We start from the raw sequence: 14,571 nt of genomic DNA, 5'->3' as shown, positions 1-14,571 counted from the left end.
GCGACAAAATAAGATAAAACGGATTGCGTCATAAAAATCCAGGGTTTGATGGTCGTCCACTATCCGATAAAAAAGCGTGCCTACAACAGGTGGCAACCAGCTTGCAGGATACCGTACAACACATGTTCATGTTAAGTCTGGCGAGCGAACCGAAAATCTATCCGCTCTCTGAAAAACACTGTTGAAAACCAGAGCTCCGCGAAATTTTCCACTAGAACGCTACGCCTTCAACATTAAAAATTGCTGCATTCCATTTCAGTATTACGTTAGCGCATCAGGCCTCTGCGAAACTGGCGGCCGATTCCATATCAACTGCAACAATCCGTGATACGCCCTGCTCCTGCATCGTCACACCGATCAATTGCTGCGCCATTTCCATAGCGATCTTGTTATGCGAAATAAACAGGAACTGCGTATGTGCCGACATGCGTTTGACCATGTTGCAGAAACGTTCGGTATTGGCATCATCCAACGGCGCATCGACCTCATCCAGCAGGCAGAACGGTGCAGGATTCAGCTGGAACATCGAGAACACCAGTGCGGTTGCCGTCAATGCTTTTTCACCACCTGACAGCAAATGAATCGTTGCATTCTTTTTGCCTGGCGGTTGCGCCATCACTTGCACACCGGAATCCAGAATCTCTTCGCCTGTCATCGTCAATTTGGCCTGACCGCCACCGAACAGAATCGGGAACAATTCGCCGAAGTGATGATTGACCTTGTCGAAAGTGTCTTGCAACAGATCGCGTGTTTCCTTGTCGATCTTGTGGATTGCATCCTGCAGCGTATTGATTGCCTCGGTCAGATCGGCATTTTGCGCATCGAGGAAGTTTTTACGTTCCGATGCGGTTGCCAGTTCATCCAGTGCGGCCAGATTGACGGCGCCCAGAGCCGCGATGGCATTCGTCAGACGTGTGACTTCGCCTTGCAGATAAGAAGGACGTACGTCACCGTTGAGTTTTTCCATCAGCGCCGCTTCGTCGGCTTGTGCTTCTATCAGTTGCTGCGCGTATTGTTCCTGATTCAGGCGTGCGGCCTGTTCTTTCAACTGCAGCTCCATGATGCGATCTCGTTGCGGTTGCAGGCTGCGTTCGGCTTGCATACGCGCCTCGTCATGGCCGCGCAATTGCTGTGTCAGTTGATCAAGTTCATGGCGAGCATCGGCCAACGCACGTTCTTGCTCAGTACGTTTGTCTAGCAAGGTTTGCAGACCGGCTTGTGCAGCCTGATCGTCCAGGCTTTCCAGCTCCAGGCTGCCTTGCTGCATATTGGCAAACAGTTGAGCCGCTTGCTCCAGCGCAGTAGCGATGCTGCGTTTCAATTCTTCTATCTTGCTGCGTTGCGACTTCTCCGCGTATCCAGCTTCTTGTGCAGCACGCTCGAGTTCACGTGCGCGTTGGCGTGCGTCATTCAACTGCTGTTCTTTAGCCAGATATTCAGTCTGTCCTTCTTCGTGTTTTTCCTGCAACTCACCCAACTCGCCGTCGAGTTGTTCGAACTTGGCTTCCGACTCTGCCTTGATTTGTTGCTGTTCGGCTTCCTGCGCAGCGATTTCTTCCAGATCTGTGCTGATCTGCGTGCTGCGCTGGTTGAAGCGTTCCTGTACTTCCGACAGTTTCATCACATCGATTTGCAAACCATGTACCGCTTGCGTCAACGTATTCGCACGCTGGCGAATCTCTTGCAGGCGTTGCGTTGCTTGCGTCAATGCAGATTCGGCACGTACCGAACGAGACTTCGCTTCGTCAGCCAGCATGTGCTGCGCACGCAATTGCTTGGTGATGTTTTCGATTTCCTGCTGGCGTGCCAGCATGCCATCCTGTTCGGAATCTGATGCATAAAAACGCACACTCGATTTGCTGATGACATGACCTTGCTTGGTGACGAAATAAGCGCCGTTAGGCAATTTATTACGATCGACGAAAGCGGCCGCGATATCGTCGGCGACATAGACGTTGTGCAGCCAATCCTGCAGCAAGGCGCGCAGACCAGGATCGTTCAATTGCAGCAAACTCAGGAAAGGCTTGAGACCCGCTTGCGTTGGGATCGCTTCCGACGGTGTCGCGTTCGGCGTGAACAAAGCCAACTTGGCTGGAGGCGCATCGTTGAAGAAGGCTTTGGCCCAATCGAGATTCGACATTTCCAGCGCCGAGGTGCGTTCACGCAATACCGATTCCAGCGAGGTTTCCCAACCTTGATCGATATGCAGCTTTTGCCACAAGCGCGGCAACTCACTCAGCTCGTGTTTTTGCAACCACGGTTGAACCTTGCCTTGTGTCTGTACGTTTTCCTGCAATTGCTTCAATGCGGCAAGGCGTGCTTCGAGTTGCGCGTTGTTGGCAGTTTCAGTATTCACTTGCTGCTGCGCTGTGCGACGTTCTTCTTCCAGCTTGGGTAGTTGCTCTTGCGCGACTTCCAGCTGTTCGGTTGCTTCTTCCAGCGTTGCCTGCTTTTCTTCCAGCTGCATCTTCAAGTTGGAAAGATGTGTGGAGTCAGGCAGATTCAGGCCTTGTTTTTCTTGCTGCAAACGCTCACGACGTACGGTCAAGCCGGACAGAATATTGGAAGCGTTACGTTGATGTGCGGATTCGAGTTCGATCTGTTGCTGCGCCTGCATGATCTTGCCGCGCGACTCAGTCGTTTTCAATTGCGATTCGCGCCATGCCTGCTCCAATGCGGGCAATCTGTCGTTTTCACGGTGCGCGATTTCCTGCGCTTGCTCGACACGCATCGCTTGTTCTTCCAGATGCATTTCTGCATCGACCAGATCATCCTGGTATTGCGTGCCCTGGCGTTGCCATTGATCGCGTTGTGCGGTCAATGAATTGAGTTGTGATTGCAAACGGCTGCGCGATTCGATGACGAACTTGATTTGTGCTTCGAGACTGCCGATTTCGGAATTGGTTTGATACAAATGCCCTTGTGCCTGGTGCATGCGATCACCAGCACCGTAATGCGCCTGGCGCATATGTTCAAGTTCGGTTTCTACATGACGCAATTTGGCGGTTTGTTCTTCCAGGTCGACTTGCGCTTTTTCGATATCGCGGAAATGCTTGTCCTGCTCGCCCTTCGCTTCATTCTTGCGCAACAGCCACAGCAGCTTTTGTTTCTCGTCCTGATCAGCTTGCAGTTCGTGGAATTTTTGCGCGACGGCAGCCTGGCTTTGCAGCTTTTCCAGATTGGCATTCAACTCGCGCAGGATGTCTTCCACGCGCAGCAGATTTTCACGCGTGTCTTGCAGGCGATTTTCTGTTTCGCGACGACGTTCCTTGTACTTGGATACGCCGGCGGCTTCTTCCAGAAAGATACGCAGTTCTTCCGGGCGCGCTTCGATGATGCGCGAAATCATGCCTTGACCAATAATCGCGTAAGCGCGTGGGCCAAGACCGGTACCAAGGAAAATGTCTTGAATATCGCGGCGACGTACGCCCTGATTATTGATGTAGTAAGTCGAGGTACCGTCGCGCGTCAACGTGCGCTTGACGGCGATCTCTGCATACTGGCCCCACTGACCGGCGGCTTTGCCTTCGCCATTATCGAATACCAGTTCGACTGAGGAGCGTCCTGCCGGTTTGCGGGTATTAGTGCCGTTAAAAATAACGTCCTGCATCGATTCGCCGCGCAACTCGGAAGCCTTGGATTCACCCAAAACCCAGCGCACTGCATCGATAATATTGGATTTACCGCAACCGTTAGGGCCGACGACCCCTACCAATTGGCCAGGCACCTGAAAATTCGTTGGATCGACGAAAGACTTAAATCCAGATAATTTAATCGAAGTTAAACGCACGTTATCAACCGTTCCCAGGATATACAACAGAATTAAGGTTCCGACCGAGTTGGCGGATGCGGCGAAACAGCCCGCAAAAGGGGGTAATCATAGCATTTGAAATAACGTTTATTAGCATTTGAAACAAGTCCTTACGCAAGACCTTAAGTATGGCGTAAAGCGCGCTACGGTTACAGGCTCATGGGCGGTATAATGTTGCCACTTTGAACCTTGCCTCAATTGACACTCACTGTTAACACTGATCGCATATTTTCCGCCCTCTGCCGTGAATCCACTTCTAAATCAGCTGCAACCCTACCCTTTCGAAAAACTCAAGCAACTGTTCGCCGGCGTCACGCCGAACGCTGCCTACCGTCCTATCAGTCTGGGCATCGGTGAACCCAAGCATCCAACGCCGGCTTTTATTCAAAAGGCATTGGCTGACAATCTGGATGGTTTGGCGACTTACCCGACTACAGCAGGAACGGAAGCCTTGCGTGCGACTATCGCGAGCTGGTTGGAGCGCCGCTACAATCTGCCGAAACTCGACCCAGCCACGCAAGTGCTGCCTGTCAACGGTTCGCGTGAAGCCTTGTTTGCACTGGCGCAAACCGTGATCGATCCTAGCCAGCACGCTTTGATCGTGTGTCCGAACCCGCTGTATCAAATTTACGAAGGTGCAGCTTATCTGGCTGGCGCGCATCCCTACTTTGTTAATTGCGATCCGGCGCGCAACTTTGCCCCGGACTTTGCTGCGATCACGCATGAAGTATGGTCGCGCGTGCAACTGGTCTATGTCTGCTCGCCAGGCAATCCTGCCGGCGCCGTGCTGACGCTGGACGATTGGGCCGAGCTGTTTGCCTTGTCGGATCGCTACAATTTTGTCATCGCGGCCGATGAATGCTATTCCGAGATTTACTTCGGTGCGGAAGCCCCTTTGGGCGGCATGGAAGCTGCACACAAACTGGGACGCAAAGGCTACCCTCGTCTGATCGGATTCTCCAGCCTGTCGAAACGCTCGAATGTGCCGGGTATGCGTTCCGGCTTCGTTGCCGGCGATGCAGAAATTCTCAAGAAATTTCTGCTGTACCGCACCTATCACGGCAGCGCGATGAGTCCATCCGTGCAAAGCGCATCGATTGCAGCATGGAACGATGAGCAACACGTGATAGAGAATCGCGAAAAATACGTCAAGAAATTCAAGCAAGTCACACCCTTGCTGCAAGAAGTACTGGATGTCGATTTGCCGGACGCCGGTTTTTATCTGTGGGCCAAAGTCGACAAAATCGCCACCATCAGCGATATCGAATTCGCGAAGCGTCTCTATGCCGAATATAATGTCACGGTATTGCCAGGCAGCTATCTGGGCCGCGAGGCGCATGGCATCAACCCCGGGCAAAATCGCATACGCATGGCACTGGTAGCCGAAGTCGATGAATGTCTGGAAGCAGCGCAACGCATCGTCGAATTTACCAAAAAATTATCTGGCGCAAACTCCTGATTATTTTTCCGAACAGCTGGTAGTTAAGCTTTAAACCCAAGCTCTTAATTCATTTTATTTTTATCATCAACCGATAAGTACTCACATGACACAACAACTCGAACAAATCATCGACCAGGCATGGGAAAACCGTGCAGATTTTTCTCCTAAAAATGCACCAGCAGATTTGCGCAATGCAGTCGCGCAAGTCATCGCGCAATTGAACGATGGCACTTTGCGCGTTGCGCAAAAAGACAGCGGCGCATGGGTTGTCAATCAATGGGTCAAGAAAGCCGTTTTGCTGTCCTTCCGCCTGGAAGACAACATCACGATGCCATCCGGCGACCACATGCAGTTCTACGACAAGGTTCCAACCAAGTTCGCAAACTACACAGCTGAAGATTTCGCCAAAGGCGGCTTCCGCGTGGTGCCGCCTGCAGTCGCACGTCACGGCAGCTTCATCGGCAAAAACGTCGTCATGATGCCGTCCTTCGTCAACATCGGCGCATACGTCGACGAAGGTTCTATGGTTGATGCATGGGCGACAGTTGGCTCCTGCGCACAGATCGGCAAGAACGTTCACTTGTCTGGCGGTGTCGGTATCGGCGGCGTGCTGGAACCTATGCAAGCCAACCCAACCATCATCGAAGACAACTGCTTCATCGGTGCCCGTTCAGAAATCGTTGAAGGCGTGATCGTTGAAGAAAACTCGGTTATCTCGATGGGCGTCTACATCGGTCAATCAACCAAGATTTACGATCGTGCTACCGGCGAAGTAAGCTACGGTCGTATTCCTGCCGGCTCAGTCGTTGTATCCGGCAACCTGCCTTCTGCTGATGGCAAATACAGCTTGTACTGCGCTGTGATCGTCAAACGCGTGGATGCAAAAACCCGTGCAAAAACCGGCATCAATGAACTGCTGCGCGACTAATCTCACTTGCATCAATGGTTCAAGTGAACTGCAGAGGTAAGCTGTAAATCGTGTTTTGACTTCCACCTAAGGATTCGCTCATGGCAATGGATCGGTTATTTCTCCTGATGAAGGAAAAAGCAGCATCTGACTTGTTTATCGCAGTCAATTCGCCGATCCATATCAAGATCAATGGCAGCTTGATGCCGATCAACCAGCAGAAGCTGGACCAGAAAGCCATCATGTCCTTGCTGGCGGAAGTCGTGCCGGCAGCAAAACTGGAAGAGCTCGAACGCGAGAGCGAGCTCAACATCGGTATCCCGGTGGCAGGCGTCGGCAGCTTCCGCTTATCGGCGTTCCGTCAGCGCGGCAGTATCTCTGCAGTATTGCGCTACATTCCGGGAGAAATCCCTGCGCTGGATACACTGAACTTGCCGTTTGCACTAGCCAACCTGATCATGGAAAAACGCGGCCTGCTACTGGTCGTCGGCTCCACAGGTTCAGGGAAGTCGACCACGATTGCATCAATGCTGGATCATCGCAATACGCTGCGTACCGGTCACATTCTGACGCTGGAAGATCCAATCGAGTACTTGTTCAAGAACAAGCGTTCGATCGTCAATCAACGTGAAATCGGCAGTGATTCGACCAATATGTCAGTCGCCTTGCGCAATGCATTACGCCAGGCGCCAGATTGCATTTTGATCGGCGAGATTCGCGACAAGGAAACCATGGCCGCCGCGCTCGCCTATGCGCAGTCCGGACATCTGGTGGTCGCAACGCTGCATGCGAATAATAGTTATCAGGCACTGACACGGATCATCAATTTCTATCCGATAGAAAATCGCCAGTCTCTGCTGACAGATCTTTCGTCGACTTTGCGTGCGATTGTTTCGCAACGCCTGATCAGTGCCATTGACGGTGGTCGTCGTGCCGCAGTCGAGATCATGATGAATACGCGCCACGTCGCGGAATTGATCGAGCAAGGTGAAATCACGCAGATCAAGGAAGCCATCGAGAAGAGTATGTCGCCAGGTTCGCAAACATTCGAACAAGCCTTGATGCAACTGATCAAGGATGGCGTAGTAACACAGGATGAAGCACTGGCTCACGCAGACTCAGCCAGCAACCTGTTCTGGCTGTTGAATAACTCGGCACAAAAAGTGGAAGTCGAAGAGCCTGAAGAAGAACAAGGCGCGAGCTTCACTGAATTCACATTGAAAATGTAAGCATGACAATCAATCTGTATGGCATCCCCAATTGCGACACGGTCAAGAAAGCGCGCACCTGGTTAAGCAACAATGACACTGATTTTGTCTTTCATGATTTCAAGAAAGACGGCATTACACGCGAACTGATCGCCGGCTGGTTGCGAGATGTGCAGTGGGACGTGCTGGTCAATCGCAAAGGCACAACCTGGCGCAATCTGCCGGATGAACGCAAGGCATCCATCGTCGATGCGACAAGTGCAACCGAACTGATGCTGGAATCGCCCTCAGTAATCAAGCGCCCTGTCCTCGTCAAGAACAAAAAAACTACAGTCGGCTTTTCGGCCGATCTTTATCAACAAATTTTTCAAGATTAATTCTATGAGCAAGACGCTCGCTCTCACTGAAGAACTGATTTCACTGTCATCGGTAACACCTGAAGACAAAGGCTGCCAATCACGCCTGATCGAATTGTTGTCGCCTCTCGGTTTTGTTTGCGAAACCATAGAATCCGATGGCGTCACGAATCTGTGGGCACGTAAAGGATACGCGCAACCATTGCTGGTATTCGCTGGCCATACCGACGTGGTGCCAACAGGTCCGTTGGAGCAATGGACATCACCACCTTTCGTACCAACGCAACGTGATGGCAAACTGTACGGTCGCGGTGCGGCGGATATGAAAACTTCGATCGCAGCAATGGTCGTCGCCGCTGAAGAGTTTGTACACGCACATCCGGATCACAAAGGCTCGATAGGCTTCCTGATTACCAGCGATGAAGAAGGTCCGGCCACAGATGGCACCGTGATCGTCTGTAATGCATTGAAAGCGCGCGGCGAACAACTCGACTACTGCGTGGTTGGTGAACCGACTTCATCCGATGTGCTGGGCGACACCATCAAGAACGGTCGTCGCGGCAGCATGTCCGGCAAACTGACCGTCAAAGGTATTCAAGGGCATATCGCGTATCCGCAACTGGCACGCAATCCTATCCACCAATGCGCACCTGCATTGGCAGAACTGGTCGCCGAGAAATGGGATGACGGCAACGAATATTATCTGCCAACCTCGTGGCAGGTATCGAATATGCACGGCGGTGCAGGTGCATCGAATGTGATTCCAGGCAATGTCGTGATCGACTTCAACTTCCGTTTTTGCACGGCTAGTACGGTCGAAGGTTTGCAAAAACGCGTACATGCGATCCTCGACAAACATGGCCTCGAATACGATTTGAAATGGTCTATCAGCGGTTATCCGTTCCTGACGCCTAAAGGCAGCTTGAGCGATGCAATGGCAGATGCCATCAAATCAGAAACCGGCGTGACGACAGAATTGTCGACTACCGGCGGCACATCCGATGGACGTTTCATCGCACAGATTTGCCCACAGGTCGTCGAGTTCGGCCCGCCTAACGGCAGCATTCATAAAATCGATGAACATATTGAAGTGCGATTCATCGATCCATTGAAAAACATTTATCGCCGCACGATGGAAAATTTGCTGCTGTAAGAAACACATCAAGGTAGCGAACGCAGAATTTACTGCGACTGCCTTGAAAAATCGAAAAATCAAGACTTGCTGAAACATTGCACGTCATGACCAAAATTACCCTGCCCGATAAGCGCAACGCGCGTATCGGGCTTCATCCTTTTTAGTAGTTGTATAGAACCATGCCTACCAAGCCTAACGATCTCTCCACCATTCGCGACTTGCTGCGTTACGCAGTGACCCGCTTCAACACCGCGAAGCTGTTCTTCGGCCATGGCAGCACCAATGCACTGGATGAAGCGGCTTACCTGATTTTGCATACATTGAAATTACCGCTCGACAAGCTCGATCCGTTTTTCGATGCGCACTTGTTGCAGGATGAAGTTGATGCCGTCTTGCGCGTGATCGAACAGCGCGCCGATGAGCGTCTGCCTGCAGCCTACATCACTAACGAAGGCTGGTTGGGCGGCTATCGCTTTTACGTCGATGAACGCGTGATCGTGCCACGTTCCTTCATTGCAGAATTGATCCCCGATCAATTTTCACCGTGGGTCAGCAATCCGGACAAGATCACCAATATTCTGGAACTGTGCACGGGTTCAGGTTGCCTGCCCATCATGCTGGCAGATGCCTTCCCGAATGCGCAGGTGGACACGGTTGATATTTCTGCCGATGCATTGGCCGTTGCGAAACTCAATGTGGAAGAATATGAACTGCAGGATCGCATCACTTTGATCGAATCCGATCTGTACACGAATGTGCCTGAGAACAAATACGATCTGATCATTACCAATCCGCCTTACGTCAATTCCACATCCATGGGCAAGCTGCCGCCAGAGTATTTGCGCGAACCGCAAATTGCACTCGCAGGTGGTGACGATGGCATGGATCTGGTGCGCAAGATCGTTGCCGGCGCAGCAAAACGCCTGACGCCAAAAGGTATCTTGATGGTCGAAATCGGTAATGAACGCGCGTTTGCAGAAGCCGCATTTCCAGAATTGAACTTGACCTGGCTGACCACCAGTGCCGGCGACGACATGGTGTTCTTGGTCACTGCAGATCAATTGCAATAAATTTTTATATGCTCGTTCCCGTTGATGCGGGAACCGGGCAAATCAGCGGACTGACATTCGCATAAGCAAGCTACAAAACTTGCCGCTCCATCTTTCGGCTACAGGAAACTTTTCTTGCCGCTTATTTTTAAATCGTTTATTGAAGAAGCAAAGTCGGTCGCCAGCGCGATCCACTTACACACCACATGATCCGTTTTCAACAAGTTTCACTCATGCGTGGCATCAAGCCACTTCTCGACAAAGTCGACGTCACACTCAATCCAGGCGATAAAATCGGCCTGATCGGTGCCAACGGCGCAGGTAAATCCAGCCTGTTCGGATTGCTGCGGGGTGAACTGCATGCCGACCTCGGCTCTATCGACTTCCCCGCAAAATGGCGCGTCGCCTATGTCGCGCAAGAGACTCCACCACTGGAACGCTCAGCGATCGATTACGCCATCGATGGCGACGTCACCTTGCGCCGCTTGGAAGAAGAACTCGCCTTCCTCGAAAGTGAACCAGACACGACTGACAATGGTGTATTGATCGGCGAACTCTACAGTGCTTTGGCCGATGCCGATGCCTACACTGTGCGCTCGCGCGGCGAACAATTGCTGCTCGGCCTAGGCTTCACGATGGCGCAGATGGAGCAACCGGTTGCGAGCTTTTCCGGCGGTTGGCGTATGCGTTTGAATCTGGCGCAAGCCTTGATGTGCCCTTCCGATTTGCTACTGCTCGATGAACCGACTAACCATTTGGATCTGGATGCAATCATCTGGCTGGAAGACTGGCTCAAACGTTATCCAGGCACCTTGATCGTCATCTCGCATGATAGGGATTTCCTGGATGCTGTCGTCAACGTCATCGTGCATATCGACGAGCGCAAGCTGAAACGCTATTCGGGTAATTACTCAGGTTTCGAACGTCAACGTGCTGCACAAATGATCCTGGCGCAAAGCGCGCTGGAGAAACAAACGCGTCAACGCGCACATCTGGAATCCTTCATTAACCGCTTCAAGGCGCAAGCCAGCAAAGCGCGTCAAGCTCAAAGCCGGATGAAGGCTTTGGAAAAAATGGATGAGCTTGCCCCCCTGCGCGCAGCCGCTGAATTTTCATTTGAATTCCGCGAACCGGCTGCTGCGCCGAATCCATTGCTGGTCATGGAAAACGTCGATGCCGGTTACCGTATCGAAAATGAAACCGACTACTCGATCACGGAAAAGAAGATCGTTTCCGGCATCAACTTTTCATTGCAGATCGGCCAGCGCATCGGCCTGCTCGGCGTCAACGGCGCTGGTAAATCAACGCTGATCAAAACTATCGCCGCAGAACTGGCTCCACTGAGTGGCGTATCAGAATTCGGCAAAGGTTTGGCAATCGGTTACTTCGCCCAGCATCAAGTTGAAATGCTGCGTCACGAAGAATCACCACTGTGGCATCTGGCGCACATTGCACCGACCGTACGTGAACAAGAGCTGCGCAACTTCCTCGGCAGCTTCAACTTCAACGGCGCGATGGTCACCAGCAAAATCGCACCATTCTCCGGCGGTGAAAAAGCACGTCTTGCGTTGGCACTGATCGTCTGGCAACGCCCTAACCTCTTGCTACTCGATGAACCAACCAACCATCTGGACTTGGAAACACGCGAAGCATTAACCATGGCATTGGCACAGTTCGAAGGCACGCTGATGGTTGTCTCACATGATAGACATCTGCTGCGCGCCACGACGGACGAATTCATCATCGTCGCCGACGGCAAACTTCAACCATTCGACGGCGATCTGGATGATTACAAAGATTGGCTGTTCAAGACCAAACTCGCGACCAAGAACGCCGCCGCAGGCAATGCTGCAGCACTACCAGTCGTCAAAGAGAAATCCGCAAGCATCATCGCACCTGCTGCACCAGCAGCATCTGCGGTAGACAAACGTGAGCAGAAAAAACAGGAAGCGGAAGATCGTCAAAAACTGGCTGCGCACAGAAAGCCGATAGAACTTAAAATCAAAAAGCTGGAAGAGCAAATCGCCAAGCGCAATGCACAGAAAGCAGTAGTAGAAACAGCCCTTGCGGACCCGTTGATATACGACTCCGCCAAGAAAAAAGAACTGAAGCAGTTGCTGGCAGACCAAAGTTTTTATACCAAGGAAGTCACACAGCTTGAGGCAGAATGGCTGGAGCAGCAGGAAGCACTGGAAAAAGCCGGCAAATAAACAGCGTCCCTCACGAGCGATCAGCATGAACAAACCCGCGACACTCAGCATTATCGGCTGTGGCAAAGTCGGCCAGACGCTGGGACGCTTGTTGTACGAGAAGCATGCTGTCGAGATTCAAGACATTTTGAATCGTTCGACAGCAAGTGGAATGAACGCAATCACTTTTATAGGCGCAGGACGTGTAGCAAATAACTACGATGATCTGCGCCCTGCCGATATCTTTCTGATCGCTGCACCGGACGATCAAATCGCAGCATGCTGCGAGTCTTTGGCAAACGCGAATTGTCTGTCCAAAGACAGTATCGTCTTCCACTGTAGCGGCGCGCTGCCATCATCGATATTGCAAGCTGCAAGCGCGCACAGCGCAGCAATCGCCAGCATCCACCCCATCCGCAGTTTTGCAGTACCGGAAAAAATCATCTGCGATTTCGCCGACACCTATTGCGGTGTCGAGGGCGATCAACGTGCACTCGATATATTGACGCCGCTATTTACAGCAATCGGCGCGCAGTTGGTGACGATCAAGAGCGAAGAAAAAATCCTGTATCACGCTGCTGCCGTGTTCGCCTCCAACTATCTGGTAACGCTGCTGGACACTGCCGTGCAAACCTATGGACAAGCTGGTATACCGCAGGACGTTGCGCTCAAGATGATGGCTGCACTGGTGCGGGAAACCACTGAGAATGTTTTGAAAATCGGACCAGAAAAAGCGCTAACAGGCCCGATCGTGCGCGGCGATATAAAAGCGGTGCTTAGCCAGTATCGTGCAGTTATAAGCTGGAACAAGCCGTATGGCTTGCTGTATAAAAAATTAGGCAGCCTCACTGCCCGTCTGGCATTCCGATCAAGAAGATCAAAATGAAAATAAAACATTCAGGTTTTTACGAATGTGATCGGTTCCGGTCGACCCACGCCATAGCCTTGTGCAAAGTTGATGTTGATTTGCATCGAAAACTGACCCACGTTTGGAGTGAACCTCTCGTGCTGGACCATAAAAGTAAGATGCCACTGCCGGATTGCCTTATTCCTGATTACCCACGTTGATGTGGTGCTATCCGACTAACATCCTTGCCGTCGACATTGCCGCCGCCTGCCGTTAATAGCATCCGATAAGCACCTCGGTTCGATCAAGTGCAATTGGTGCCAAACGACCGCGAGTGTAAGAAAATGAGCTAACTACTAATTACAATGACGAAATGGAAGACCATTCAGTGGTGCGGCTATGGTAGTAGCCTTGTCATCGGCATGCATTACTAATTTACGGACCTTCACTCCCTGACAAACACCACGGTGGAACTGCATGAAGGTATCGTAATTCTGTCCAGCATTAGGAGTAAACGTTGTATAAAGTGGACCACAACGCTCCCATGTCCCACTCGCATTTTGCGCTTGCCAGTACATTTTCACTGTAAGAGGTTCATTGGCTGGAATCGCATACTCATGATAAGAAAACGGCATATCGTCAGTAGCTGGCACTCCTATTTTTTTATTGCGTTCGAAATAGGAAAATCCGCCTGCAGCAGCATGAATAACCGGATGGGTATTGCCATCACAAACGTCACCCAGATAAAGATACGCAGCCGTGCCATGGAATACACGAATCCGAGCCTGGGTTGCTGGATCGAACTCGGTTTGTACACTTGATGATGTTGCGCACCCTGCCAATGTCATGGCAAACAACAACGCAATAGCAATCTTTAAGCGCGCCGATGACAACAAATATCTACCTCGTATGAATGACATTTGCGCTTATCGATTCGAAGCCATTACCAATTGAATACCGGCACTATCAGCGGCTGCCTGAAGAGGCGTTTTATGTACATCTGCCCCTGCAACACATACCGGTTTGCTGGAGCGAACTGTACCTTGCGGCAATTTGAGTAGGGATGCCTCTAAAGTCACAGCAGTCACTTCATCGTTATCCCCCACGACGATAATTGCAGGCCTGACTGACAGAGACATCGTAGTTACTAACGCATCAATAGCATTCGAACCGGTTGTCTTGACCGACGCAACAATCAGTTTATTAGCAATAAAGCTGTCTGCGGCTGGAACGCTAACAACCAGAAAATCAGTCCCTTTAACAGCAGCAATGCAAGCGCTCATTGCATCTTTTGAACTATGCTTATTATTCGTAGTACCGCAACCTGAAAGCATAACTATAAGAACAAGGAATAACGGTATTTTCTTCATGTTTTGTCCAAAAAATAATTAAGCTGACTACCTAAATAGGAATACATTATTTATGCAAGCGTTACATCCATTTGCGCATATTTTTAGAGCGAGGAATTTCTTAACACTGTCCAACCGAAATTCAACAAATGGATCATTTCTTCATTGATTGGCAAGATGGGAGATGTTGATAAGGCGGATATGTACAGCGAGCATGCACTTTTCCATAAGGTGAGTCTCGGAAAACGAACCCTTTCCTAAGCATGCAAATATCGACTT

Annotated in this window: 11 protein-coding genes; 8 read left to right on the top strand and 3 right to left on the bottom strand. The window is 51.1% G+C overall.

What is annotated here, in order from left to right:
- Positions 1-274: 274 nt before the first annotated feature.
- Positions 275-3,790 carry a chromosome segregation protein SMC gene (smc, locus tag Hfont_RS10055; protein ID WP_112992451.1) on the bottom strand — a complete coding sequence of 1,172 codons (3,516 nt, stop codon included), beginning with the start codon at positions 3,788-3,790 and terminating at the stop codon, positions 275-277.
- 265 nt (positions 3,791-4,055) lie between these two features.
- On the opposite strand from smc, the gene dapC reads away from it, so the two are divergent.
- The 8 genes from dapC (at position 4,056) to Hfont_RS10015 (ending at position 12,982) form a co-directional block, all read left to right on the top strand.
- Positions 4,056-5,270, top strand: coding sequence for a succinyldiaminopimelate transaminase (gene dapC, locus Hfont_RS10050; protein WP_112992233.1), 1,215 nt, complete (start codon positions 4,056-4,058; stop codon positions 5,268-5,270).
- 85 nt (positions 5,271-5,355) lie between these two features.
- On the top strand, positions 5,356-6,180 hold the full coding sequence (dapD, locus tag Hfont_RS10045; protein WP_112992232.1) for a 2,3,4,5-tetrahydropyridine-2,6-dicarboxylate N-succinyltransferase: 825 nt from the start codon (positions 5,356-5,358) through the stop codon (positions 6,178-6,180).
- 80 nt (positions 6,181-6,260) lie between these two features.
- Positions 6,261-7,388, top strand: coding sequence for a PilT/PilU family type 4a pilus ATPase (locus tag Hfont_RS10040; RefSeq protein ID WP_112992231.1), 1,128 nt, complete (start codon positions 6,261-6,263; stop codon positions 7,386-7,388).
- A gap of 2 nt (positions 7,389-7,390) precedes the next feature.
- Positions 7,391-7,744: an ArsC family reductase gene (locus Hfont_RS10035; protein WP_112992230.1), complete on the top strand. Its 354-nt coding sequence runs from the start codon at positions 7,391-7,393 to the stop codon at positions 7,742-7,744.
- A gap of 4 nt (positions 7,745-7,748) precedes the next feature.
- Complete coding sequence (gene dapE, locus Hfont_RS10030) at positions 7,749-8,876, top strand: succinyl-diaminopimelate desuccinylase (RefSeq protein ID WP_112992229.1); 1,128 nt, start codon at positions 7,749-7,751, stop codon at positions 8,874-8,876.
- 161 nt (positions 8,877-9,037) lie between these two features.
- A complete protein-coding gene (gene prmB / locus Hfont_RS10025; protein ID WP_112992228.1) occupies positions 9,038-9,928 on the top strand; it encodes a 50S ribosomal protein L3 N(5)-glutamine methyltransferase in 891 nt (296 codons plus the stop codon).
- 212 nt (positions 9,929-10,140) lie between these two features.
- On the top strand, positions 10,141-12,117 hold the full coding sequence (locus tag Hfont_RS10020; protein WP_112992450.1) for an ATP-binding cassette domain-containing protein: 1,977 nt from the start codon (positions 10,141-10,143) through the stop codon (positions 12,115-12,117).
- 25 nt (positions 12,118-12,142) lie between these two features.
- Complete coding sequence (locus Hfont_RS10015; RefSeq protein WP_112992227.1) at positions 12,143-12,982, top strand: Rossmann-like and DUF2520 domain-containing protein; 840 nt, start codon at positions 12,143-12,145, stop codon at positions 12,980-12,982.
- 317 nt (positions 12,983-13,299) lie between these two features.
- Here the strand turns inward: Hfont_RS10015 and Hfont_RS10010 are convergent, their stop codons facing one another.
- The gene (locus Hfont_RS10010) at positions 13,300-13,863 is read right to left on the bottom strand and encodes a hypothetical protein (RefSeq protein ID WP_112992226.1); all 564 of its coding nucleotides are present in this window, start codon (positions 13,861-13,863) and stop codon (positions 13,300-13,302) included.
- A gap of 6 nt (positions 13,864-13,869) precedes the next feature.
- The gene (locus Hfont_RS10005) at positions 13,870-14,313 is read right to left on the bottom strand and encodes a hypothetical protein (protein ID WP_133467290.1); all 444 of its coding nucleotides are present in this window, start codon (positions 14,311-14,313) and stop codon (positions 13,870-13,872) included.
- Positions 14,314-14,571 lie beyond the last annotated feature (258 nt).

It is taken from the genome of Herminiimonas fonticola, from assembly GCF_003293745.1.
Classification (GTDB): Bacteria; Pseudomonadota; Gammaproteobacteria; order Burkholderiales; family Burkholderiaceae_D; genus Oxalicibacterium; species Oxalicibacterium fonticola.
Note: the sequence above shows the minus strand (reverse complement) of the source record. Positions and strands in the feature narration are given on the sequence as shown.

What these genes read in the sequence shown, in the direction of transcription:
- dapD (WP_112992232.1), top strand. Translation starts at nt 5,356, where the DNA reads ATGACACAACAACTCGAACAAATCATCGACCAGGCATGGGAAAACCGT.
- Hfont_RS10040 (WP_112992231.1), top strand. Translation starts at nt 6,261, where the DNA reads ATGGCAATGGATCGGTTATTTCTCCTGATGAAGGAAAAAGCAGCATCT.
- Hfont_RS10035 (WP_112992230.1), top strand. Translation starts at nt 7,391, where the DNA reads ATGACAATCAATCTGTATGGCATCCCCAATTGCGACACGGTCAAGAAA.
- dapE (WP_112992229.1), top strand. Translation starts at nt 7,749, where the DNA reads ATGAGCAAGACGCTCGCTCTCACTGAAGAACTGATTTCACTGTCATCG.
- prmB (WP_112992228.1), top strand. Translation starts at nt 9,038, where the DNA reads ATGCCTACCAAGCCTAACGATCTCTCCACCATTCGCGACTTGCTGCGT.
- Hfont_RS10020 (WP_112992450.1), top strand. Translation starts at nt 10,141, where the DNA reads ATGCGTGGCATCAAGCCACTTCTCGACAAAGTCGACGTCACACTCAAT.
- Hfont_RS10015 (WP_112992227.1), top strand. Translation starts at nt 12,143, where the DNA reads ATGAACAAACCCGCGACACTCAGCATTATCGGCTGTGGCAAAGTCGGC.
- Hfont_RS10010 (WP_112992226.1), bottom strand. Translation starts at nt 13,863, where the DNA reads ATGTCATTCATACGAGGTAGATATTTGTTGTCATCGGCGCGCTTAAAG.
- Hfont_RS10005 (WP_133467290.1), bottom strand. Translation starts at nt 14,313, where the DNA reads ATGAAGAAAATACCGTTATTCCTTGTTCTTATAGTTATGCTTTCAGGT.